This window comes from Pelomonas sp. KK5 (genome assembly GCF_001984095.1).
GTDB lineage: Bacteria > Pseudomonadota > Gammaproteobacteria > Burkholderiales > Burkholderiaceae_C > KK5.
This window is the reverse complement of the sequence record NZ_LYVQ01000111.1, coordinates 1-21,449: the sequence shown is the minus strand read 5'-3', so window position 1 is coordinate 21,449 and position 21,449 is coordinate 1. Positions and strand designations below refer to the sequence as shown.

Sequence of the window (21,449 nt, the reverse complement as noted above, 5' to 3'; positions counted from 1 at the left end):
CGCCCCGCTGGCTGGCCGGTCGGCCGGGTGCTTATTCGGCCATCGCGGTGGCGGCAGCCTTCTGGCTCTGGATCGCGGCGAAGCGCAGCTGGTCGCCGATGTCTTCGCTGTGCTGCAGGGCCAGGGTGCCGTCGGCCTGGGCGGCGCGCAGTTCGGCGATCACCTGGGCGCGGGTCTTGGTGCCCGACACGGGCTGGGCGGCGACCGTCGTGCTGCGGGCGGCGGCGTTGCGGCCCGACTTCAGGAAGTGCTCGGAATCGTCGGCGTTGTACGAGGCGATGCTGCCGTCGGCGCGGGCTTGCGCCAGCTGGGCGACCACCTGCTCGCGGGTCAGTTCGCCGGCGGTGGCGCTGTTGGCGCCGGCCAGGGCGGCAGCGGCGATGACGGTGGCGGAGAAGATCTTGTTGAGCGTGTTCATGATGGAATCCTTTTCAGTTCAAGGCCGCGATCTGCGCGGCGTCTGGGTTGTTGGATCCGGCGTCGCCTTGTTGCTTTGCGTTCTGCGCTTCGTCCATGGAATGAATTCTGGGTTTTGCTGCGTTGCAGAAAAACCAGTCCCGGACGAAATCACTCTTCACATTACGCAAACAATACAAGCATCACTGACAAACAAGAACGATCTAATCAAGCCACCTCGTTCAGCAAGGCGCCGACCTGCCCCGGCGCGCCCCGCTCGGCATGGATCCACAGCAGCGGCCCCAGGTCCGCGCGCAGGTGCAGGCCCGGCAGCGTGAGCATCGAGTAGCTGCCGCGCGACAGCGGCGGCGTGTGGACGGTGTCGATCGGCTCGACCTCGGGCACCAGCGGCTTGGGGTCGTAGACCAGGTCGTGGCGCACCTCGGCGGCGAAGTCCTGCAGCGGCGAGGAGGTGAACATCGCCGTGTCCAGCGGCGGCGGCGCCGGACGCGGCGCGGTGCCGGTGGCGCGGACATCGCGGCGGTACTGTTCGAGCGGGGAATCCTGCAGCGCCTGTGCCTGCTGCTGCCATGAAGAAAACGCTGCTGCCCTCAAACCAACCGACTCCGCTCGACCCGCCCGTGATCTCAGGGAAGGCGACCTGAATCCGGGCAAACTTAAAGTTATGCAACGCGCCCGCATCGGCATTTGCTGCCGTCCGGGGCCACCCCTACGCTCTCGCGACCGACAATCCCGCCGTCCGCCCCATGAAAAGAACTCTCTCCGCCGCCGCCCTGGCGCTGCTTCTGAGCGCCTGCGCGACCGGCCCCTACGCCCCGCCGGTGGTCCACCACGACTACACCTCGGAGAACCAGGACAGCCGCACGCTGTTCATCGTGCTGCACTACACGGTGCTGGACTGGGAGAAGTCGCTGAAGGTGCTGACGACGGGTGGCAAAGTCAGCGCCCACTACCTCGTTCGTGAAACGCCGGCCGAAATCTACCAGCTCGTCGACGAGAACCGCCGCTCCTGGCACGCGGGCGCCAGCTACTGGTCCGGCAACCAGAACCTGAACTCGTCGTCGATCGGCATCGAGATCGTCAACGCCGGCTACACCGACACGCCGGCCGGCCGCGTGTACGCCCCGTTCCCGCAGGCGCAGATCGACGAGGTGATCAAGCTGGTGCGCGACATCGCCAAGCGCCACAACGTCAAGCCCGAACACATCATCGGCCACGCCGACATCGCCCCCGGCCGCAAGCAGGACCCGGGTCCGGCCTTCCCCTGGAAGCAGTTCGCCGACGCCGGCCTGATCCCCTGGCCCGACGCCGCGCAGGTCGCCGTCAAGCAGGCCGGCTATGCCGACGCCCTGCCCGACGTGGCCTGGGCGCAGGACCGGCTGGGCCGCTTCGGCTACAACATCGGCCACACCGGCGTGATGGACGCGCTGACCAAGGACGTCATCTCGACCTTCCAGATGAAGTACCGCCCGTCCAACTACAGCGGCGAGCTGGACGCCGAGACCGCGGCGCTGATCGACGTGGCCACCACCAAGGGCGGCATGCTGATGGCCGCCCCGCCGGCGGACCCCGCCAAGCCCTGACGTGCTCGCCTTCCTGCTCAAGCGACTTGCCACGCTGATCCCGACCATCCTCGGCATCACGCTGGTGGCCTTCGGCCTGATCCGGCTGGTGCCGGGCGACCCGATCGAGGTGATGATGGGCGAGCGCCATCTCGAAGCCGAGGCCCATGCCGCGCTGGTGCACCGCATGGGCCTGGACCAGCCGCTGTACGCGCAGTACCTGGACTACGTCGGCGGCCTCGCCCACGGCGACCTGGGCCTGTCGCTGTACAGCCGCGAGCCGGTCTCGCGCGACTTCGCCGTGTTCTTTCCCGCCACGGTCGAACTGGCCTGCGCCGCGCTGCTGCTGGCCGTGACGCTGGGGCTGACGCTGGGCGTCGTCGCCGGCCTGAAGCGCGGTTCGCTTTTCGACCAGGGCGTGATGGGCGTGGCCACGGTCGGCTACTCGATGCCGGTGTTCTGGTGGGGCCTGATGCTGATCATGGCCTTCTCGGTCAACCTCGGCTGGACGCCGGTCTCGGGCCGCATCAGCATCGAGTACGACATCCCGCAGACGACCGGCTTCATGCTGATCGACTCGCTGCTCTCCGGCGAAGAGGGCGCCTTCGCCTCCGCCTGCGTGCACCTGCTGCTGCCGGGCCTGGTGCTGGGCACCAGCACGATGGCGGTGGTGGCGCGCATGACCCGCTCCTCGATGCTGGAAGTGCTGCGCGAGGACTACATCCGCACCGCCCGCGCCAAGGGCCTGGACCCGCGCCGGGTGGTCGTCGTCCATGCGCTGCGCAATGCGCTGATCCCGGTGATCACCGTGATCGGCATGCAGACCGGCAGCCTGCTGGCCGGCGCGGTGCTGACCGAGACCGTCTTCTCCTGGCCCGGCATCGGCCGCTGGCTGATCGACTCGATCGGCCGGCGCGACTACCCGGTTGTGCAGGCCGGCATCCTGATCTCGGCCCTGACCTTCATCGGCGTGAACCTCGTCGTCGACCTTCTCTACGGCGTGATCAACCCACGCATCCGTTCCCAACACTGATGGCCACCGACACCATCGTCGCTTCCTACCCGTCGCCGGCCCGCGAGTTCTGGCTCGGCTTCTCGGCCAACCGCGGCGCGCTGGCCGCGCTGGTCGTGTTCAGCGTCATCGCGCTGGCCGCCCTCCTGTCCCCGCTGATCGCGCCCTACGACCCGGTGGAGCAGTACCGCGCCCACATGCTGCAGCCGCCCGTCTGGCACGCCAGCGGCAACTGGCAGTTCATCCTCGGCACCGACGAGCTGGGCCGCGACATCCTCTCGCGCCTGCTGCACGGCGGCCGCATCTCGCTGGGCATCGGCCTGGCGTCAGTCTTCCTCTCGCTGCTGCCGGGCGTGCTGCTGGGCCTGCTGGCGGCTTTCTACGAGCACAGCCTGTCGCCGGCCATCATGCGGGTGATGGACATCATGCTGGCCCTGCCGGGCCTGCTGCTGGCCATCTGCGTGATCACGGTGCTGGGGCCAGGTCTTGTTAACACGGTGATCGCCATCGCCATCGGCGCCCTGCCCGGCTACACGCGCCTCACGCGCGCCGCCGCGCTGGCCGAGATCCGGCGCGACTACGTCACCGCCAGCCGCGTCGCCGGCGCCGGCACGCTGCGGCTGATGTTCTCCTGCGTGCTGCCCAACTGCATGGCGCCGCTGATCGTCAACGCGACGCTGAGCTTCTCCTCGGCCATCCTCGAGACCGCGGGCCTGGGCTTCCTGGGCCTGGGCGTCCAGGCGCCGACGCCCGAGTGGGGCACGATGCTCTCGGCCGCGCGCGACTACATCGTCCGCGCGCCCTGGGTCGTCTCGCTGCCGGGCCTGACCATCCTCGTCAGCGTGCTGTCGATCAACCTGATGGGCGACGGGCTGCGTGACGCGCTCGATCCGAAGCTGAAGCGGGTCAGCTGAGCCATGGCCTTATTGAACATCAAGAATCTCCGCGTCCAGTTCGGCAGCTTCCCGGCCGTCGACGGCGTGGACCTGACGGTCGAGGCCGGCGAGCTGCTGGGCATCGTCGGCGAATCGGGCTCGGGCAAGTCGGTCACGATGCTGGCGCTGATGGGCCTGATCGACGCGCCCGGCAAGGTCACGGCCGACCTGCTGGAATTCCAGGGTCAGGACCTGCTGAAGCTCAACGCCAAGCAGCGCCGCGCGCTGATCGGCCGCGACATGGCCATGGTCTTCCAGGACGCGCTGACCAGCCTGAACCCGAGCTACACCGTCGGCGCCCAGATTTCCGAGGTGCTGCGCACGCACCTCGGGCTGAAGGGCGCCGCCGCCGAGAAGCGGGTGATCGAGCTGCTGGAGCTGGTCGAGATCCCCGACGCCAGGAACCGCCTGCACGCCTACCCGCACCAGCTCTCCGGCGGCATGAACCAGCGCGTGATGATCGCGATGGGCATCGCCTGCAACCCGAAGCTGTTGATCGCCGACGAGCCCACCACCGCGCTGGACGTCACCATCCAGGCCCAGATCATGGACCTGCTCTTGCGGCTGCAGCGCGAGCAGGGCATGGGCCTGGTGATGATCACGCACGACCTCGCCGTGGTGGCCGAGATGGCGCAGCGGGTGGCGGTGATGTATGCGGGCCAGGTGGTCGAGACCGGCCCGGTGCCCGGCCTGTTCGAGCGCCCGCAGCACCCGTACACCGAGGCCCTGCTGGCCGCGATCCCCGAACACAACAAGGGCGCCGCCCGCCTGTCCGCCCTGCCCGGCATCGTGCCCGGCGCGCTGGACCGGCCCGCGGGCTGCCTGCTGTCGCCGCGCTGCCCGTACGTGCAGGAGCTCTGCCGCACGACGAGGCCGGCGCTGGCGCAGGGCGTGCGCTGCCACTTTCCGCTGGGAGCTGCCCAATGAGCGCCCACCTGCTCGAAGCCGTTGACCTAACCCGTTACTACAGCGTCAGCCGCGGCTTCATGAAGCCCAAGGCCACCGTCAAGGCGCTGAATGGCGTGTCCTTCACGCTCGATGCCCGCAAGACGCTGGCCGTCGTCGGCGAATCGGGCTGCGGCAAGTCCACGCTGGCCCGCCAGCTGACGCTGATCGAGGCGCCCACCTCCGGCGCGCTGCGCTTCTCCGGGGATGACGCCGCCGGCGCCGGCAAGGAGAAGCTCACGCGGCTGCGCCAGCAGGTGCAGATGGTGTTCCAGAACCCCTTCGCCTCGCTGAACCCGCGCAAGAGCATCGAGGCCACGCTGGACGAGCCGCTGTCCATCAACACGAAGCTGTCGAAGGCCGAGCGCCATGAGCGCATCGAGGCGCTCGCCGCCAAGGTGGGCCTGCGCCCCGAGCACCTGCGCCGCTACCCGCACATGTTCTCGGGCGGCCAGCGCCAGCGCATCGCGATCGCGCGGGCGATGATCCTGAACCCCAGCATCGTCGTCGCCGACGAGCCGGTGTCCGCGCTGGACGTCTCCATCCAGGCGCAGATCCTGAACCTGTTCATGGACCTGCAGCAGGAGTTCGGCACCGGCTACGTGTTCATCTCGCACAACCTCAGCGTGGTCGAGCATGTGGCCGACGAGCTGATGGTGATGTACCTCGGCGCCGCCGTGGAGTACGGCGACAAGAAGACCATCTACGCGCGGCCGCTGCACCCGTACACGCGCGCGCTGATGAGCGCGACGCCGGCGCTGAAGCCCGAGGACCGGCGCGAGCGCATCCGCATCCATGGCGAGCTGCCCAGCCCGCTGAATCCGCCCAGCGGCTGCAGCTTCCACAAGCGCTGCCCGCTGGCGATCGAGCGCTGCAAGGTGGAGGTGCCGAGGCTGCGCGAGGTCGAGGGCAGGCAGGTGGCCTGCCACGTGGTCTAGGCGCGGCGCCTGCGCATCACCAGCAGCAGCGCGCCACCGGCCAGCAGCATCACGCCGCTCGACGGCTCCGGCACCGGCGCCGTGTAGTCCATCGTCAGCGCCGTCTGCGTGCCGGTGAACTGGCCGCTGCCGGCGAAGGTCAGCCGCGTCACGAAGGCCTGCGGGTCGTTCGGGTCCAGCAGCGCCGCGGGCTCGATGCCCTCGACGGTGAATCCGTCGACGCCGGCCGCGAAGCCATGGGCGGTGAAGTCGAAGATCTCGTTGCCGTGCACGGTGAAGTGCTGGCTGCCGACGATGATCTCGTAGCGGTCGTCGCCGACGCCGGCGGGCAGGCTCACGGTCTTGAACAGCGGATTGCCGGCGCCGATCTTGTACGCATAGCCGATGGCCACCAGCGGGTCGATGAAGACCGGCTGGTCGGCCACCACCGCGGTGCTGAAGGTGTAGGCACCGCCGGCGCTGCTGGTGGGCAGCACGACCGGCGAGGCGATGAAGCTCACGCCGTTCGAGCCGTCGTTCGGCGTGGTGAAGCCCACCACCTGGCCCAGGTTGTTGAGCCCCTCGGCCACCATCGGCTGGCCGGCCAGGCCGGGCAGCAGCAGGAAGCCGGCAGCGCTGCCGATCCAGGCATGGGTGCTGCCGTCGCCGGCCTGGTTCAGCCAGCCGGCGATCAGGCCCTGGTCATTGATCGCGCGGGCGCTGACCTTGCTCGCGCCGGAGAAGCTGAATGTGCTCTGCTGCCCGGTGCCGATGTCGTAGAGGAAGGACACATTGCCCGAGGGCGTGTAGATGCTGCCGACCAGCTGCCCGTGGCTGTTGATGCCCTGCGGGATCACCGTGCTGCCGGCGCCGTAGTCGAAGCTGTGCACCAGCTGGCTGGTGCCGCGGTCGTAGACGAAGCCGACGCCACGCGAGTTGTCCGTGCTCTGGTAATAGCCGCTGACATAGCGGCCGTCCGGCGAGATGCCGCGCAGCTCGATGTCGCTGGACGAAGGCAGGCCGAAGTCCGGCGTGAGGTAGCTGCCGTTGCTGTAGATGAAGGACCGCACCAGCGGCGAGGCCGGCGTGCCGGTCTCATAGGAGCCGATCACGCTGCCGGTGTCGCTGATGCCGATGGCCGAGGCGCCGAGGCTGCCGGCCGGACCGAGCAGGCGCGTGACGACGCCGCCGTCGTAGACGAAGCCCCACTGGCTGCTCGCGTCGGCGCTGCTGCCGACCAGCGTACCGTTGTTGTTGATGCCCCAGACCACCGCCGCCGGATCGCCCGGCAGCGTGAAGCCGTTGACCACCATGTCCGCATGCGCGGCCGGCGCGGCCAACGCCGCAACCAGCCAGCCCAGGACCAGCCCCATCTGTCTCGTGCAGCGCATCGTCCGTCTCCGCTTGTTCTTCGTGAGGTACGGCGACGATCTTGCCGGGCCGGTTCGGCCGGCGCATCCTCAAACCTGCTCAACCGGACAGCTCAGAGCATCAGTTGCTCGTCGCCCTCGCCCGCCACGCAGCCCTCGGCGATGGCACTCCAGCCACGGTGGATCACGATGCGCGTGCCGCTGCGGCACAGCTCCACCCGCCGCGCCTGCGGTTCTCGCTCGTGCACGAAGACCTCCAGCGAGGCCGGCATGCTGACGCGGTAGCGGCCGGCGGCCTTGTCCGCCTGCGGGTGGTCGCCGCCATGCACCCAGGGCACGAACAGGCCCAGCAGCATCAGCGGGCCGAGCTGGATGTCGGTCGGCGCGTAGTGCTCGGCCTGCAGCCACTGCTGGGCATCGGCCCGGCCGGCGGCGCTGCCCCAGGCCTGGGCCAGCATCTCGGCCACCCACTGGTTGCAGTTCTGGAAGTCCTGGCTGAACGGGTAGGCGTTGGCGCTGTAGTTCGCGCCGAGCAAGGCCAGGGCGCGACGGTCATCCCGCGCCGCCTGCTCCAGCGCGGCACTGGCCTCGGGCGGCAGGAAGACCAGCGACAGGTAGGCCTGCTCCACATCCGCCGTGCCCAGCACGAAGCCGGCCATGCCCTGGTCGAAGATGCGGGGCTTCTTCTCGTCGCAGGCGTAGTAGAGCTGGCGCACCGACCAGGGCCCGTTGGCGCTGGCCTTGAGGCTGAAGCCCGCATGCGAATAGCGCTGGCCGATGCGCTCCAGGTGCAGGCCGGAGCGGGACACCAGGGCCAGGTCTTGCCCCGAGGCGGCCAGCTCCTGCTTGACGATGGCCGCGAAGCGCAGCAGCGCGTCCTGCTCGGCGGCGTTCGGTTCCTTCTGGCGGTCGCAGAAGCGCAGCGAGTCAGCCTGCGCGGCGCCGGCGGCCAGGCAGGCCAGGCCGGCGAGGAGCCATGACTTCAAAGAACGACCGGGTGGCTCGCCAGCTCCTGGTGCCAGGCGTCGTCGACCAGCAGGAAGAAGGTCTTGCCCTGCGCGGCCGCCACCAGCTCCAGGCCGTAGGGGCGCTCGCGGGCGGTGATGGTCTGGCCTTCGGCGAGCTGGCCGTTCTCGGCCGCCTGACGCGGCAGGGCCAGCAGGAACTCGCTGCCGTCGGCGCCGCGCAGGCGCAGCTTCAGCATGGCCGGCTGGTCGGCCACCGCGACCATCTGCACCAGCTTGTAGTCGCCGGCGGCGACCTTCTTGTCGCCGGAGGAACTGTCGCTGGAGTTGGTGATCGACTTGGAGATGCTGCCGACCGAGTCGGAAGCGCTGTCGGACGCCGAAGAGGCGGCGGAGCTCGCAGCGCCGGCCGGACCGGCGGCGATGGCGAGCAGGGAGACGGCGAGCATCAGGCTGCGGATCGGGCTCATGCGTGGGCTTTCCATGTCCGTTGAGGTTCGGGGTTATTGTAGGCAGCGGACTCCGCCATAACTAAAGGTTATGGTAAAAATGGCCGAATTCAATTGCCGGCCCGGCCCGGCTTCTGACAATGGGCTCCGGCCCAGTCCGGGTCGCTTCCCGGCCGCTGCCTTTCCATGCCTTTTTTCCCTGCTTCGCCCCGACGCCTGCCGCTGATCCTGCTGGCCGCCGCAGCCCTGCTCGCGCCCGCGGCGCAGGCAGCCCGGCCCAAGGCCCTGGTCTATTGCGCGGACGCCAGCCCCGAGGGTTTCGACCCGGGCATGTGGGACAGCGCCAGCACCAACACCGTCTCCCACCAGATGTTCCAGGGCCTGCTGGACTTCAGGCGCGGCACGACCGAGCTGGTGCCCAAGCTGGCCAGCTCGTGGACCGTCTCGCCGGACGCGAAGACCATCACCTTCACGCTGCGCCGCGGGGTGAAGTTCCACACCACGCCGTGGTTCACGCCGACGCGCGAGTTCAACGCCGACGACGTGATCTTCACGTTCGAGCGTTTCATCGACCCGAATACGGCGTTCAACAAGGCCTTCCCCGCGACCTTCGTGTTCCCGCAGAACATCGGCCTGAGCAAGCTGCTGGCCGGCATCGACAAGGTGGACGACTACACGGTGCGCTTCCGCCTCAAGGCCCCCAACGTGCCCTTCGTCGCCAACTTCGCGATGGCCTGGACCGGCATCCAGTCGGCCGAGTACGCCGCCCAGCTGCTGCGCGAGAGCAAGGCCAGCGAGATCAACAACAAGCCGGTCGGCACCGGGCCTTTCCGCTTCAAGTCCTACGCCAAGGACGACGTGATCCGCATGCAGGCCAACCCCGACTACTGGGGCGAGCCGCAGCGCACGCAGAACCTGATCTTCAGCATCAGCCGCGAGCCGAACGTGCGGGTGCAGAAGCTGATGGCCGGCGAATGCCATGTGGCCTCCGCGCTGCGCGACGTGGACGTGGCCTCGCTGGACGGCCGGCGCGACATCACGATCGCCAAGATCCAGGCGCTCAACATCTCCTACCTGTCCTTCAACATGAAGAAGGCGCCGACGGACAAGCGGGACGTGCGCGTGGCGCTGGACATCGCGATCGACCGCGGCGCCATCTTCAAGGCGCTGTTCCCGCGCGGCGACGCGATGCAGGCGGTGAGCGCCTTCCCGCCGGCCATTCCGGGTTATGACCGCGCGCTGAAGAACGAGTACGACCCGGCCCGCGCGAAGCAGCTGCTGGCCCAGGCCGGCTACCCCGACGGCCTGGAGATCGACCTCTGGGCCCTGCCCGTCGCCCGCCCCACCAACCCCAACGGCCAGCTGATGGCCCAGCTGATCCAGCAGGACTGGGCCAGGATCGGCGTCAAGGCCAACATCAAAACCTACGAGTGGGGCGAGTACCTGAAGCGCGCCAACCGCGGCGAGCACAACGTCTACATGAGCGGCTGGTCCGGCGAGACCGGCGACGCCGACGAGTTCCTGACGCCCAACCTCAGCTGCGCGGCCAACACCTCGGGCGTCAAGTTCTGCAACAAGGACTTCGAGGCGCTGATCGACGAGGCCCGCGCCACCACCGACACCACCCGCCGCCTGCAGCTCTACGTGCAGGCCCAGGAGCTGTTCAAGCGCGAGCGGCCCTGGATCACGATGGCGCATTCGACCGTCTACATCCCGCTGCGCAGCGATGTGCGAGGCTTCGTGATGGCCCCGAACGGGTCGGTGGACTTCGAGAACGTATACCGGGAGTGACAACACCATGAGACTCAGACACATCGAGGTGTTCCACGCCATCATGCAGGCCGGCACCATCTCCGGCGCGGCCCAGCTGCTGCACATCTCGCAGCCGGCCGTCACCAAGGTGCTGCAGCACTGCGAGCTGCAGCTCGGGATGCCGCTGTTCGACCGCGTGCGCGGCAAGCTCTATCCGACGCCCGAGGCCCAGCGCCTGTACGTGGAGATCGACAAGCTCAACCGCGACCTGGTCGGCATCCGCCGCCTGGCCGCCAACCTGCGCAGCGGTGAGTCCGAACAGGTGCGCCTGGTCGCCACGCCGACACTGGCCGCCGGCATCGTGCCCGCGGCGATGACCCACTGGTGCCGCGCCTTCCCGCTGAGCCACTGCTCGCTGGCCACCAACCACACGCGGGAGATCGTCGCCGCGCTGCTGCTGGGCGAGGCGGACATGGCGCTCTCGCTGCAGGACCCGCGCCACCCCGGCATCAAGGCCGAGGTGCTGGCCACCGGCCAGATGATGGCGGTCTGCCCGCTCACCAGCCCCGAGGCCCAGGGCCAGGGGCCGCTGACGATCGGCGAGATCACCACCGAGCTGGTGGGCCTGGCGGGTGACGACCCGCTGGCCAACGTGGTCCACAACGCCAGCGAGGCGCAGGGCACGCCGGTGCCCTGCCGCATCACCGTGCAGACCTACCAGCTCGCGCGCGCGCTGGTGGAGGAAGGCGTGGGCATGACGGTGGTGGACCCGTTCACCGCCGCGTCCGCCGACCGGACCCGCGTGCGCCTGCGCCCGCTGGCGCCGCTGGTGCCGGTGCAGCTCTACCTGCTGACGGCCGCCAGCGCCCCGCTGGCGCAGACCGCGCGGCGGCTGGTGAAGTACCTGGGCGAGGCGGCGCGCGACAAGCTGGCGAGCCTGGAAACGGAGGACTCGTCCGCATGAGCACCACGGTCGCGATGATTCCTTGCGAGGATGTGCCGCAGCACCCCGACTTCCGCTCGCTGCTGAGCCTGGCGAATGTCAGCGTGGATCTGCGCTATGCCACGCCCGACAACTTCGTCGGCCGCGACGTCTACGGCGGCATGGACTGCATGTGGCTGCGTCGCGAGGCCGCCGACGCGGTCGAGAAGGCCGCCGCCTGGCTCGCATCCCACCGCCCGGGCTACACACTGCGCGTGCTGGACGCACTGCGCCCGCAGCGGGTGCAGGAGGTGCTGTGGAACGAGCTGGCCGGCACGCCGCTGACGATGTACCTCGCCAACCCCGAGCGCGGCTCCATCCATTCCTTCGGCATGGCGGTGGACCTGACGATCATCGACCCGCAGGGGATGGAGGTCGACATGGGCACCGGCTTCGACGAGATGACGCTGTCCTCGCATCCGGAGTACGAGGTGGAGCATCTCGCGCAAGGGCTGCTCACCGCCGCGCACCTGACCGAGCGCGGCTGGCTGCGCGCGGCGATGCGGCAGGCCGGCTTCCACGGCATCAGCACCGAATGGTGGCATTTCGATTTCGGCGACCGCGTGGCTGTGCGGCGCGACCTACCCCGAGTCCTTTGAGCATGACGACGACACGACGTTCCTTTGCCCAGTCCCTCGCCTTCGGTGGCATTGCCGCGGCCACCGCCGCTAACGCGCAAACCAAGCAGACACAGGCAGCACGCCAGCCGACGCTGGTCCCGCGCCGCCTGCAGCCCGGCGACACCGTCGGCCTCGTCAGCCCGGCCAACGCGAGCTGGAGCAGCGACGATTTTGACTACGCGATCGAGACGCTGAAGGCGCTGGGCTTCCAGGTCCGCGAGGGCCGCCACCTGCGCTCGCGCTGGGGCAAGTTCGGCGGCACCGATGCCGAGCGCGCCGGCGACCTGAACGCGATGTTCGCCGACCTGACCATCGCCGGCATCTTCGCCATGACCGGCGGCTCCGGCTGCAACCGCATCGTCGACAAGCTCGACTACGCGACGATCCGCAGGAACCCGAAATACTTCGGCGGCTTCTCCGACATCACCTGCCTGCTCAACGCAATCCAGCGCCAGACCGGCCTGGTGACCTTCCACGCGCCGGTCGGCGAGAGCGAATGGAACGGCTGGTCGGTCGAGAACTTCAAGGCCGTGGTGATGCGCGGCGAGGCCGCCACGCTGCGCAACCCCGAGCCGGGCCGCAGCGACAACCTGGTGTCCCGCGAGCGCACCGTCACGCTGCGCGGCGGCACCGCCCGCGGCGTGCTGGTCGGCGGCAATCTCAGCGTGCTCGCCTCGCTGGCCGGCAGCGCCTACTTCCCGGACTGCCGCGGCGCGATCCTCTTCATCGAGGAGATCAACGAGTACCTCTACCGCGTGGAGCGCATGCTGTCCACGCTGCGCCTGGCCGGCGCCTTCGACCAGCTGGCCGGCGTGGTGATCGGCCAGTTCACGAAATGCGAGCCGGGCGACGGCTACGGCATGCTGACGCTGGAGGAGATCCTGAACGACTACTTCCTGCCGCTGAACGTGCCGGTCTACCGCGGCGCGATGTTCGGCCATGTGAAGCTGAAGCTGACCGTGCCGGTGGGCGCGACGGCCGAGCTCGACGCCGACGCGCGGACGATCCGGCTGCTGCAGCCGGCGACTGCCGCATGAAGCGTTTCATCGCCGCCTGCCTGATCGGGCTTTGCGCGGCAGCCCAGGCCGCCGATCCCTTCGTCGACGGCAGCGGCGTCGACATCGCAATGTGGCCCGGCCTGACCTACCAGCGCGCCAGCGGCCAGGAACTCAAGCTCGACCTCTACCTGCCCTTCGCACGGGCCGAGAAGCCGGTGCCGCTGGTGGTCTACATCCATGGCGGCGGCTGGGTCAGCGGCCAGCGCGAGGTGGCCAATCTGCGCCTGATGCCCTTCCTGCAGATGGGCTATGCGGCGGCCAATGTCGAGTACCGAATGGCCAATGTCGCACCGGCGCCGGCCGCGGTGGAGGACGTGCGCTGCGCGCTGGCCTACCTGGGCCGCCGCGCGGAGGAACTGCGCATCGACCCGTCGAGGATCGTGCTGGCCGGCGGCTCGGCCGGTGGCCATCTCGCGCTGATCGCCGGCATGCTGCCCGCGGGCAGCCGCTTCGACCGCGCCTGCCCCGCCGACGAGAAGCAGCGTTGGACCAGCGGCGCCGTCGCCATGCCGAAGGTGGCCGCCATCGTCAACTGGTTCGGCATCGCCGACGTCAACGACCTGCTGCACGGCCCGCACCAGAAGCCCTATGCCGTCGAATGGTTCGGCGCCATGCCCGATGCGCAGCGCGAGGCGCTGGCCCGCGAGATCTCGCCGATCGCCAACGTGCGCGCCGGCAACCCGCCGGTGATCACGTTCCACGGCGATGCCGACGCCACCGTGCCGCCCGAGCAGTCGATCCGCCTGCACGAGGCGCTGAGCCGCGCCGGCGTGCCCAACAAGCTCGTGCTGGTGCCCGGCGCGGGCCATGGCTTCAAGCGCGAGCAGATGATCGGGACGATAGCGGCGATGCGCGAGTTCCTGTCAGCGCAGGGACTACCTTAGGGCCTGCGCCCCCGCGATCACGAAAGGCAGCACCAGCTCCGGCACCAGGTAGCCGAGCCACACCGCCGCCGGCTGCGGCAGCCCGACCTTGCGGATCGACACCAGCCGCCCGCAGCCCGCGAGCAGCACGCCAAAAGCGAGCAGGTAGACCAGCGTGCCCTGCTGGCGCACGGTGATCGCGGCCCAGCCGCTGATCAGGCCGGTGGAGAAGTAGACGCCGGCCATGAAGCGGTGCACGTTGTCCAGCCGCGGCGTGGTGTCGGGCTGGCCGAGGACGAACTGCAGCGTGCCGCCGAGCAGCGCGATCGCGGCCACCAGGAACAGGCAGATGCGCACGGTCCATTGCGCCATCGAAAGCGGATCGTCCATCGCGAGCCTCCGGGTCGGTAAGCCCGGACGGTAGCATCGGCAGCCATGTGCAGCCAGCCACTGAAAACCCGCCTGCTGGCCTGGGCCCGCCGGCTGAAGCGCGACGGCGTGGCGCTGTGGTTCGCGGCCCGCGACCGGCGGACGCCCTGGGCGGTGCGGGCGCTCTGCGCGATCGTCGTCGGCTACGCCCTGAGCCCCATCGACCTGATCCCCGACTTCATCCCGGTGCTGGGCTTCGTCGACGACGCGCTGCTGCTGCCGGCGCTGATCTGGCTGGCGATCCGGCTGATGCCGCCGGCGCTGATGGCCGAGTGCCGCGAACGCGCCGAGGCCTGGCTGCAGGCCGGCGGCGCGAAGCCGAAGAGCCGCGCCGGCGCGGCGGCCATCGTGGCGCTGTGGCTGGCCGCGCTCGGCGGCTTCGCCTGGTGGTGGGCCGCGTCCTACTGACGCGCCACCCAGGCGGCAAGCGCATCCAGGGCGGGCTTGCCCTTCTCGCCGTTCTCGTCGTTGATCATGCCGACGACGATCCACAGCCGGCCGTGGGCATCGCTCACATAGCCCGCCAGCGCGAAGGTGTCGCGCAGGGTGCCGGTCTTCATCCGCGCATGGCCCTCGGCCGGCGTGCCCTTCATGCGCCGGCGCAGCGTGCCATCGACGCCGGCCACCGGCAGCATGGCCAGCAGCTCCGGTCCCTGCGGGCCGTCGTGCGCGGCCTGCAGCAGCGCGGCCATCTGCACCGGCTTGATGCGCTCGCTGCGCGACAGGCCCGAACCGTTGTCCAGCACCAGGCCGGTGGCGTCAATGCCGTGGGCGGCGAACCAGTCGGTCACCACGCGCTTCGCGGCCGGCAAGGTGTCCTCGCCCGGCGCCGCGGCGGCAGCACCGAGATGCAGGAAGGTCAGCCGGGTCAGGCCGTTGTCGCTGCGCTTCATCATGCCGCGCATCCACTCGGCCATCGGCCGGCCCAGATGCGTGGCCTGCACCTTCGCCTCGGGCGGCGTGGCGGCCTCGGTGTCGGTGCCGGCGCTGCCGCCGATGCGGCCGCCCAGCTCGCCCCAGATCTGGCGCACCGCCTGGGCGGTGAGCCACTGGCGGTCCACCAGGTTGGTGAAGTCCTCGCGCTGCTCGCACTGCTTGGGGAACGTGCCCTGCAGCAGCACGTGCTGGGTCTGCGCTGCGGCATTGGCCGGCGGCAGCGGCAGCACCAGCGGGGCCTTCCAGCCCTTCTCCCAGTCCTTGCAGGCGGCGTCCACCAGGGTCATCGCGCTGCTGTCGACGGTGATGCCGGGCCAGGCCGGCGCGGTCGCGGCCTGCACCTGGCTAACGCTCGATTTCAGCGCATAGCCGAGCAGGTTGCCGTTCAGGTAGAGCGCGTCGGGAATGACGTTGTAGTAGGCCTCGGGGCTGGCGTCGAAGGGCGGCAGGCCGATGTCCAGCCGCGCCGGGCGGAACAGCGTGCGGTCCACCACCAGGCCGCCCTGGATCTCGCGCACGCCGCGCTCGCGCAGGTCGCGCAGCAGTTGGCCCAGCGCGCCCCAGTCGAGGTCGGTGTCGGCGCCGCCGCGCAGGTACAGCGGGCCGGCGAGCACGCCTTCGCCGTTCAGCTGCGCCGGATCGATCAGCAGATCGGTGCGGCTGCGCGAGTTCGTGCCCAGCCGGTCCAGCGCCACCGCGCCGGTGACCAGCTTCATCGTCGAGGCCGGGCTCATCGGCACGTCGGCGTTCAGGCGCAGCAAGTGGCTGCGATCCTCGATCGGATAGGCGACGACGCCCAGCGCGCTCATCGGCAGGCCGGCGTCGGCCATCGCCTTCGTCACCTCCTCGGGCACCGCGGGGCCTCGCAGGCTCGCGCAGCCGCTCAAGGCCAGCGCCGCGGCCAGGATCGTCAGCGCGCGCTTCATGCGCCGACCACGCCCAGGCGCTTGCACACCAGCTGCGCCAGCGCCACGTCCTCAAGGCCGATGCCCACGCTCTTGTAGACCGTGATGTCGCTCGCGGTGCGCAGCCGCGGCTTGTTCAGCAGCACGCCGAGTTCGGCGACGCGGGCCGGGTCGATCACGCCGGGTGCGGCGCGCTTGAACTCGCCCGCCTCGCCCTCGGCGGCGGGCAGCCATTCGACGGCGATCAGCGCGGCGCGCGACAGCAGCGCGTCGTCCAGTTCGCGCGCCACCGGCTTGCTGGAGCCGACCGCGGCAACGAAGGCGCCGGGCTTCACCAGCGCCCCGTCGAACAGCGGCTCCATCGAACGTGTGCAGGTGACGATCACGTCTGCGGCGCCGGCCGCCGTAGCGGCATCGACCGCTTCGGCTGCAACGCCATGTTTCGATGCCAGCTCCGCCGCGAATTCCGCCGCGCCGCTGCGCGCGCAGACCAACACCCGCTCGAAACCGCGCAGCGGCAGCAGCGCCTCGGCATGGGCCTTCGCCTGCGTGCCGGCGCCGAAGATGGCCAGCACCTTGGCATCGGTGGCGGCCAGCGCATCGGTCGCCACCGCGGTTGCTGCGGCGGTGCGCAGGCGGGTCAGCTCATTGGCCTCCAGCGTCGCGATCGGCAGCCCGGTCGTGGCCGAGAACAGCGTGATGACGAACTGGAACTGCCCGTCGATGCTGGAGTAGACCTTGGTGCCCATCACGCCGCTGGCCGGCAGCGCCGCGCCCATGGCGCTGACGATCAGCGCATGGCCCTCGTGCTGCACGGCGCCGCGGCCGCGGGCGAGCATCGCGCCCTGCCCCTTGCCATGCTGGAGAAAGGCCTCGTGCAGCGTGGAAACGGCATCGGGCAGGGTCAGGGTGGCGCGGACTTTCGCTTCGGTGATCAGGTGCATTCCGCCACTTTATCGGGCCATCGCCGGGGCCGTCATAACTTCTTGTTGACTTGTGAAACACCGGCGGAATGGGGCTTCCCGGCGTGCGCATTCCCTGGGGTTATGCCAGCCGCACAAGCATTCATTGCCGGTAACGCAACAGATACGTCACATCCCTATGGCGCCGAATTCACCGACTGCTGATCATGACCGCGAAGCTACGCAAAGTTGTCTGTCGAACCTGATGGTTACTTCAGATACCTGCATCGCACACGAAACATCGTCGTTGAAGGAGAACTCCGTGAAACTGAACAAACTGGCTCGCAGCCTGGCGCTCGTCGGCCTCGGCTCGCAACTGATCGTCGGCGCCTTCGCGCAGACGACCGACACGCAGCCCCAGAAGATCGAGCGCGTCGAGGTGACGGGTTCGTCCATCAAGCGCGTGAAGGACGAAGGCGCGCTGCCGCTGCAGACCATCAGCGCGGACCAGATCCGCAACATGGGCATCACCTCCACCGAGGACCTGCTGCGCTCGCTGGGCGCCAACGCGGCCACGGCCAATAGCGCGGTGTCCAGCAACACGGTGTTCAGCACCGAAGGCGACCGCCTGGGCGGCGGCGGCAACTACGCCAACCTGCGCGGCCTGGGCCCCACCGGCACGCTGGTGCTGCTGGACGGCCGCCGCCTGGCCAACCAGGGCCAGTCGGGCAGCTCGGTCGACCTGAACGCGATCCCCTTCGACATGATCGAGCGCGTCGAAGTGCTGAAGGACGGCGCCTCCGCCATCTACGGCACCGACGCGATCGGCGGCGTGATCAACTTCATCCTGAAGAAGAACTACACCGGCCTGAACCTCGCCACGACCATCTCCGTGCCGACGATCAACAGCGCCGGCATGCGCCGCAAGTTCACCGTCGGCGGCGGCTACGGAAGCCTGGACAAGGAAGGCTTCAACATCATGGGGAGCCTGAGCGGGGACAACAACGGCATCCTGCGCGGCATCGACCGCAGCTGGGCCACCGGCTACAACCCGAGCGCCTTCGCGGTGCCCGACACCACCAGCTCGCCCGGCTACGCCAACATCATCGGCGGCGCCAACACCGCCCTGCCCACCACCGGCACGACCGTCAACGGCGGCGGCGCCACCAAGTACACGGTGCTCAACGGCATGGCGCTCAGCGGCGTGGGCTGCAACAGCGTGCCCTTCGGCGTGGGCCAGGTGCCCAACATCAGCATCATCCCGGGCCTGGGCTACAACGCCGCCAACAGCACCTACCGCTGCGGCACCGACTACGCCCGCCAGTTCATGATGCAGGCGCCGATGAAGGACGTGAACGGCGTCCTGCGCGGCACCGTGGCGCTGGGCAATGACGCCACCGCCTTCGCCGAGTTCGTCGGCTCGCGCATCGAGATCCACGGCGAATACACGCCCTACCAGTTCTCGACCACCAGCGCGCCGAGCACCTTCACCGCCACCACCATTCCGACGCTGGCCGCCGCCTACCAGGCGATGGGCCTGGCCCTGCCGAGCGCGACGAACAACAACGCCGTCGCCAACTACCCGGTCAACGGCCCCTACTACCAGAACCTGCTGGCCCAGTACGGCGCCGCCCAGTTCGACCCGACCAAGCCGATCGCCTACCGCCTGCGGATGAACGACTGGGGCTACCGCGAGGTCAACAACGTCTCGATCAACAAGCGCTTCACCTTCGGCGTGGACGGCTCCTGGCGCGACTTCGACTACAAGGCCTCGGTGACCCACGGCGAGGCCGAGGGCCACACCGACATGCTGAACGGCTTCGCGGATGCCAACAAGCTGGTCGCCCTGCTGGCCAGCGGCATCTACAACCCCTTCCTGATGCCGGGCCAGCAGCAGAGCGCCGCGGCCCAGGCCGCCGTCGCCGACACCCAGGTGCACGGCTCGATCCAGGGCGGCAAGACCAAGGTCGACACGCTGCTCGCGTCGGTCTCGGGCAAGGCCTTCAACCTGCCGGCCGGCGAGGCCGACTTCGCCCTCGGCGGCGAGTTCCGCCGCGAGGCCTACGGTTTCTCGGGCACCCAGGGCGTCAACTGCATCAGCAGCTTCACCCAGGCCAGCCTGAACCTGACCAACCCGGTGATGGGCTGCTCGGGCAACAGCGCGGCGCCGGATTCCTCCCGCAAGGTCGGCGCCGTCTACGCCGAACTGATCGCGCCGATCTTCAAGTCGCTGGAAGTGCAGCTGGCCGTCCGCTACGACAAGTACCAGCAGATCGGCAGCACGACCAACCCGAAGCTGGCCTTCAAGTTCACCCCGATCAAGGACCTGCTGTTCCGCGGCTCCGCCAGCACCGGCTTCCGCGCCCCGACCGCGCAGCAGCTGAACCTGGGCACGGTGCAGCTGGCCTCCTCGGGCTCCAGCTCCTTCGCCGACCCGCTGAAGTGCCCGGATCCGGCCGGCGCCGGCTCCGCGGGCAACCCGGCCTGCCAGATCACCAGCGCGGTGGTGCTGTCTGGCGGCAACCCGAACCTGAAGCCCGAGAAGTCGCGCCAGGGCTCGCTGGGCGTGGTGTTCTCGCCGGTCGAGAACATGACGGCATCGGTGGACTACTGGCAGATCCACATGTCTGACCGGATCCACAACCTGACCTACACGCAGGAACTGCAGAACTACAACCTGTTCGCCAACAACTTCATCCGCGACGCTCAGGGCAACCTGCTGGCCATCCAGGCCGGCTGGATCAACGCCGGCTCCTCGGACACCAAGGGCCTGGACTTCCAGATCACCCACAACGCCAAGCTGTTCGGCGGCAAGCTGGCCACCACGGCCACCGCCACCAAGATGATCAGCGCCAAGGAAGCGCTGCTGGAAGGCCAGCCGATGATCCAGTACGTGGACCAATGGACCACCGGCACGCTGTACCAGAAGTGGAAGGCCAACGTGGCCTCGACGCTGACCCTGGGCGACTGGGCGACGACGCTGTTCGTCAACTACTCGGCCGGCTACAACGACGAGGACCGCACGCCGTATGTGGGCAGCAACCCGGCCGGCACGCCGGTCACCCGCCGCATCGCCAGCTACACGACCTTCAACCTGTCGACCACCTGGACTGGCGCGGTCAAGGGCCTGGGCCTGACGGTGGGCCTGATCAACGTGGCCGACAAGAAGCCGCCGTTCACCTGGCACGATCCGGACTTCGTGATCGGCGCCGGCTACGACCCGCGCGTGTCAGACCCGCGCGGCCGCACGCTGACGGTGAGCGCGAAGTACCAGTTCTGATACGTCCTCTTTCTCGAGAAATGAAAGATAAACCCGCCGGTGCAAGCCGGCGGGTTTTTACTTGGAGCGATGGCTCAACGCTGCGTCGCGGCAGCAGGTGCCTGCGCGGTCGCCGTGGCCGGCTCGCCGCCATGCTGGCGCACCAGCTCCGCGTAGCGCGGCGAGGCGCGCAGCTCGCGGTAGCGGCGCAGGGCCACCTGGTACTCGGGCGTGAAATTGCTGATGACCGGGCCGTCGTTCAGCCGGGACAGGCCGGATTCGCGGTACAGGTCCAGGTCGGCCAGGACCTCGGCGCGGGTCAGCGCCGGAGCCTCGGGTAGCGCCTGGGCCGCGGCGCCCAGCGTGGCGGCGAGCAGCGTGGAGGCGATGAGGAAGTGATGGGTCTTCATGAGCGTGTCCTTTGATGCAGCGCGTCTATCGAATATGACGTTTGTCATATTCAGGCAGGCGGGGTCGCGTCGATGCGCCAGGGGTGCGGTCCCGCCATGGTTTTCTCTTCAGCTGCTCCAGCCGCCGCCCAGCGCGCGGAAGGCGGCCACCGCGGCGCGCGCCCGGTCGGCCTGCAGCCGGGCCAGCTGGTCGTTCGCGGCCAGCAGCAGGCGGTCCTCCTGCAGCACCTCGATCAGGCTCAGCGCGCCGCCGCGGTAGGCGTCGGCCGCCGCGTCGCGGGCGCTGCGGTGGGCATCGACCTCCTGCACCAGCTCCGTCTGTTGCGCCTCCAGATTGGCCAGCAGCACCAGCGCGTTCTCCACCTCCTCGGTGGCGCCCAGCATGCGCTGGCGCAGCGCGGCCAGCGCCTCGGCGCGGGCGCCGCGGGCCTGCGCCACTTCAGCGTCCACGCGGCCGAAGTCGAACAGGCGCCAGCGCAGGCCCAGCAGCGCCTGCGGCTGGAAGGCCGCGGCGCTGAACAGCGCGCCGTGCAGGCTCTGGCCGCCCAGCAGCGCACCGAGCGTCAGGTGCGGGTAGAACTCGTCCCGGGCGACGCCGATGCGGGCCTGTGTCGCGGCCACGCGGGCCTCGGCGGCGATGACGTCGGGCCGGCGGGCGGGCAGCTGGGCGGGCGTGATGTCGGCGGGCAGCGCCGGGATCTCGGCGACTGCCGCCGGCGCCGCGGCCTGCAGGCTCGCCGCGCCGAAGCCGGCCTGCTGGC

22 protein-coding genes are annotated in these 21,449 nt (G+C 69.4%); 12 read left to right on the top strand and 10 right to left on the bottom strand.

Features of this window, described 5'->3' with window-relative positions; genetic code table 11:
• Positions 1-31: 31 nt before the first annotated feature.
• A complete protein-coding gene (locus B0W88_RS17830) occupies positions 32-418 on the bottom strand; it encodes a DUF4148 domain-containing protein (protein ID WP_077035988.1) in 387 nt (128 codons plus the stop codon).
• Between the two features lie 206 nt (positions 419-624).
• Positions 625-1,011 (bottom strand): hypothetical protein, encoded by a 387-nt coding sequence (locus B0W88_RS17825; protein WP_077035987.1) that lies wholly within the window; start codon positions 1,009-1,011, stop codon positions 625-627.
• 152 nt (positions 1,012-1,163) lie between these two features.
• Here B0W88_RS17825 and B0W88_RS17820 point away from each other — a divergent pair, with 152 nt between their 5' ends.
• From B0W88_RS17820 to B0W88_RS17800, 5 genes are read left to right on the top strand one after another with little or no spacing between them, the layout of a single operon-like run.
• Complete coding sequence (locus B0W88_RS17820) at positions 1,164-2,000, top strand: N-acetylmuramoyl-L-alanine amidase (protein WP_077035986.1); 837 nt, start codon at positions 1,164-1,166, stop codon at positions 1,998-2,000.
• Position 2,001: 1 nt separating this feature from the next.
• A complete protein-coding gene (locus B0W88_RS17815) occupies positions 2,002-3,012 on the top strand; it encodes an ABC transporter permease subunit (RefSeq protein ID WP_077035985.1) in 1,011 nt (336 codons plus the stop codon).
• Positions 3,012-3,905, top strand: a complete 894-nt coding sequence (locus B0W88_RS17810; protein ID WP_077035984.1) for an ABC transporter permease subunit — start codon at positions 3,012-3,014, stop codon at positions 3,903-3,905. The genes B0W88_RS17815 and B0W88_RS17810 overlap by 1 nt, the downstream gene beginning before the upstream one ends.
• Before the next feature lie 3 nt (positions 3,906-3,908).
• Positions 3,909-4,853, top strand: a complete 945-nt coding sequence (locus B0W88_RS17805) for an ABC transporter ATP-binding protein (protein ID WP_077035983.1) — start codon at positions 3,909-3,911, stop codon at positions 4,851-4,853.
• Positions 4,850-5,809 carry a peptide ABC transporter ATP-binding protein gene (locus B0W88_RS17800; protein WP_077035982.1) on the top strand — a complete coding sequence of 320 codons (960 nt, stop codon included), beginning with the start codon at positions 4,850-4,852 and terminating at the stop codon, positions 5,807-5,809. The genes B0W88_RS17805 and B0W88_RS17800 overlap by 4 nt, the downstream gene beginning before the upstream one ends.
• On the opposite strand, the gene B0W88_RS17795 is transcribed toward B0W88_RS17800, so the two are convergent.
• From B0W88_RS17795 to B0W88_RS17785, 3 genes are all read right to left on the bottom strand, one after another.
• On the bottom strand, positions 5,806-7,179 hold the full coding sequence (locus B0W88_RS17795; protein ID WP_083748859.1) for a PEP-CTERM sorting domain-containing protein: 1,374 nt from the start codon (positions 7,177-7,179) through the stop codon (positions 5,806-5,808). The genes B0W88_RS17800 and B0W88_RS17795 overlap by 4 nt on opposite strands.
• 92 nt (positions 7,180-7,271) lie before the next feature.
• Positions 7,272-8,144 (bottom strand): DUF2145 domain-containing protein, encoded by an 873-nt coding sequence (locus tag B0W88_RS17790; RefSeq protein ID WP_233151758.1) that lies wholly within the window; start codon positions 8,142-8,144, stop codon positions 7,272-7,274.
• The gene (locus B0W88_RS17785; protein ID WP_077035979.1) at positions 8,141-8,593 is read right to left on the bottom strand and encodes a hypothetical protein; all 453 of its coding nucleotides are present in this window, start codon (positions 8,591-8,593) and stop codon (positions 8,141-8,143) included. Before B0W88_RS17785 ends, B0W88_RS17790 begins: the two co-directional genes overlap by 4 nt.
• A gap of 165 nt (positions 8,594-8,758) precedes the next feature.
• Between B0W88_RS17785 and B0W88_RS17780 the strand changes: the two genes are divergently transcribed.
• The 5 genes from B0W88_RS17780 to B0W88_RS17760 are packed head-to-tail and all read left to right on the top strand — an operon-like array spanning position 8,759 to position 13,868.
• Positions 8,759-10,363, top strand: a complete 1,605-nt coding sequence (locus B0W88_RS17780) for an ABC transporter substrate-binding protein (RefSeq protein ID WP_077035978.1) — start codon at positions 8,759-8,761, stop codon at positions 10,361-10,363.
• Positions 10,364-10,370: 7 nt separating this feature from the next.
• Positions 10,371-11,288 (top strand): LysR family transcriptional regulator, encoded by a 918-nt coding sequence (locus B0W88_RS17775; RefSeq protein ID WP_077035977.1) that lies wholly within the window; start codon positions 10,371-10,373, stop codon positions 11,286-11,288.
• Positions 11,285-11,905, top strand: coding sequence for a M15 family metallopeptidase (locus B0W88_RS17770; protein WP_077035976.1), 621 nt, complete (start codon positions 11,285-11,287; stop codon positions 11,903-11,905). The genes B0W88_RS17775 and B0W88_RS17770 overlap by 4 nt, the downstream gene beginning before the upstream one ends.
• A 2-nt stretch (positions 11,906-11,907) precedes the next feature.
• Complete coding sequence (locus tag B0W88_RS17765; protein WP_077035975.1) at positions 11,908-12,963, top strand: LD-carboxypeptidase; 1,056 nt, start codon at positions 11,908-11,910, stop codon at positions 12,961-12,963.
• Positions 12,960-13,868: an alpha/beta hydrolase gene (locus B0W88_RS17760; RefSeq protein WP_077035974.1), complete on the top strand. Its 909-nt coding sequence runs from the start codon at positions 12,960-12,962 to the stop codon at positions 13,866-13,868. Before B0W88_RS17765 ends, B0W88_RS17760 begins: the two co-directional genes overlap by 4 nt.
• On the opposite strand, the gene B0W88_RS17755 is transcribed toward B0W88_RS17760, so the two are convergent.
• Positions 13,860-14,237 (bottom strand): DUF4345 family protein, encoded by a 378-nt coding sequence (locus B0W88_RS17755; RefSeq protein WP_077035973.1) that lies wholly within the window; start codon positions 14,235-14,237, stop codon positions 13,860-13,862. The genes B0W88_RS17760 and B0W88_RS17755 overlap by 9 nt on opposite strands.
• Positions 14,238-14,282: 45 nt before the next feature.
• Here B0W88_RS17755 and B0W88_RS17750 point away from each other — a divergent pair, with 45 nt between their 5' ends.
• Positions 14,283-14,684 carry a YkvA family protein gene (locus B0W88_RS17750; RefSeq protein WP_077035972.1) on the top strand — a complete coding sequence of 134 codons (402 nt, stop codon included), beginning with the start codon at positions 14,283-14,285 and terminating at the stop codon, positions 14,682-14,684.
• Here the strand turns inward: B0W88_RS17750 and dacB are convergent.
• Positions 14,678-16,138: a D-alanyl-D-alanine carboxypeptidase/D-alanyl-D-alanine-endopeptidase gene (dacB, locus tag B0W88_RS17745; RefSeq protein WP_077035971.1), complete on the bottom strand. Its 1,461-nt coding sequence runs from the start codon at positions 16,136-16,138 to the stop codon at positions 14,678-14,680. The genes B0W88_RS17750 and dacB overlap by 7 nt on opposite strands.
• A complete protein-coding gene (locus B0W88_RS17740) occupies positions 16,135-17,061 on the bottom strand; it encodes an ornithine cyclodeaminase family protein (RefSeq protein WP_077035970.1) in 927 nt (308 codons plus the stop codon). The genes dacB and B0W88_RS17740 overlap by 4 nt, the downstream gene beginning before the upstream one ends.
• A 280-nt stretch (positions 17,062-17,341) precedes the next feature.
• On the opposite strand from B0W88_RS17740, the gene B0W88_RS35215 reads away from it, so the two are divergent.
• Positions 17,342-20,299, top strand: a complete 2,958-nt coding sequence (locus tag B0W88_RS35215; protein ID WP_077035989.1) for a TonB-dependent receptor domain-containing protein — start codon at positions 17,342-17,344, stop codon at positions 20,297-20,299.
• 74 nt (positions 20,300-20,373) lie between these two features.
• Here the strand turns inward: B0W88_RS35215 and B0W88_RS17730 are convergent, their stop codons facing one another.
• Both B0W88_RS17730 and B0W88_RS17725 read right to left on the bottom strand, forming a co-directional pair.
• On the bottom strand, positions 20,374-20,688 hold the full coding sequence (locus tag B0W88_RS17730) for a DUF4148 domain-containing protein (RefSeq protein ID WP_077035969.1): 315 nt from the start codon (positions 20,686-20,688) through the stop codon (positions 20,374-20,376).
• A 108-nt stretch (positions 20,689-20,796) separates the two neighbouring features.
• Positions 20,797-21,449, bottom strand: a 653-nt coding sequence (locus B0W88_RS17725) for a TolC family protein (protein ID WP_158080882.1), incomplete at its 5' end; no start/stop codon positions are given.

Coding starts and splice junctions, on each gene's coding strand:
- B0W88_RS17830 (WP_077035988.1), bottom strand. CDS start 418: ATGAACACGCTCAACAAGATCTTCTCCGCCACCGTCATCGCCGCTGCC.
- B0W88_RS17820 (WP_077035986.1), top strand. CDS start 1,164: ATGAAAAGAACTCTCTCCGCCGCCGCCCTGGCGCTGCTTCTGAGCGCC.
- B0W88_RS17810 (WP_077035984.1), top strand. CDS start 3,012: ATGGCCACCGACACCATCGTCGCTTCCTACCCGTCGCCGGCCCGCGAG.
- B0W88_RS17805 (WP_077035983.1), top strand. CDS start 3,909: ATGGCCTTATTGAACATCAAGAATCTCCGCGTCCAGTTCGGCAGCTTC.
- B0W88_RS17800 (WP_077035982.1), top strand. CDS start 4,850: ATGAGCGCCCACCTGCTCGAAGCCGTTGACCTAACCCGTTACTACAGC.
- B0W88_RS17795 (WP_083748859.1), bottom strand. CDS start 7,179: ATGCGCTGCACGAGACAGATGGGGCTGGTCCTGGGCTGGCTGGTTGCG.
- B0W88_RS17785 (WP_077035979.1), bottom strand. CDS start 8,593: ATGAGCCCGATCCGCAGCCTGATGCTCGCCGTCTCCCTGCTCGCCATC.
- B0W88_RS17780 (WP_077035978.1), top strand. CDS start 8,759: ATGCCTTTTTTCCCTGCTTCGCCCCGACGCCTGCCGCTGATCCTGCTG.
- B0W88_RS17775 (WP_077035977.1), top strand. CDS start 10,371: ATGAGACTCAGACACATCGAGGTGTTCCACGCCATCATGCAGGCCGGC.
- B0W88_RS17770 (WP_077035976.1), top strand. CDS start 11,285: ATGAGCACCACGGTCGCGATGATTCCTTGCGAGGATGTGCCGCAGCAC.
- B0W88_RS17765 (WP_077035975.1), top strand. CDS start 11,908: ATGACGACGACACGACGTTCCTTTGCCCAGTCCCTCGCCTTCGGTGGC.
- B0W88_RS17760 (WP_077035974.1), top strand. CDS start 12,960: ATGAAGCGTTTCATCGCCGCCTGCCTGATCGGGCTTTGCGCGGCAGCC.
- B0W88_RS17755 (WP_077035973.1), bottom strand. CDS start 14,237: ATGGACGATCCGCTTTCGATGGCGCAATGGACCGTGCGCATCTGCCTG.
- B0W88_RS17750 (WP_077035972.1), top strand. CDS start 14,283: ATGTGCAGCCAGCCACTGAAAACCCGCCTGCTGGCCTGGGCCCGCCGG.
- dacB (WP_077035971.1), bottom strand. CDS start 16,138: ATGAAGCGCGCGCTGACGATCCTGGCCGCGGCGCTGGCCTTGAGCGGC.
- B0W88_RS17740 (WP_077035970.1), bottom strand. CDS start 17,061: ATGCACCTGATCACCGAAGCGAAAGTCCGCGCCACCCTGACCCTGCCC.
- B0W88_RS17730 (WP_077035969.1), bottom strand. CDS start 20,688: ATGAAGACCCATCACTTCCTCATCGCCTCCACGCTGCTCGCCGCCACG.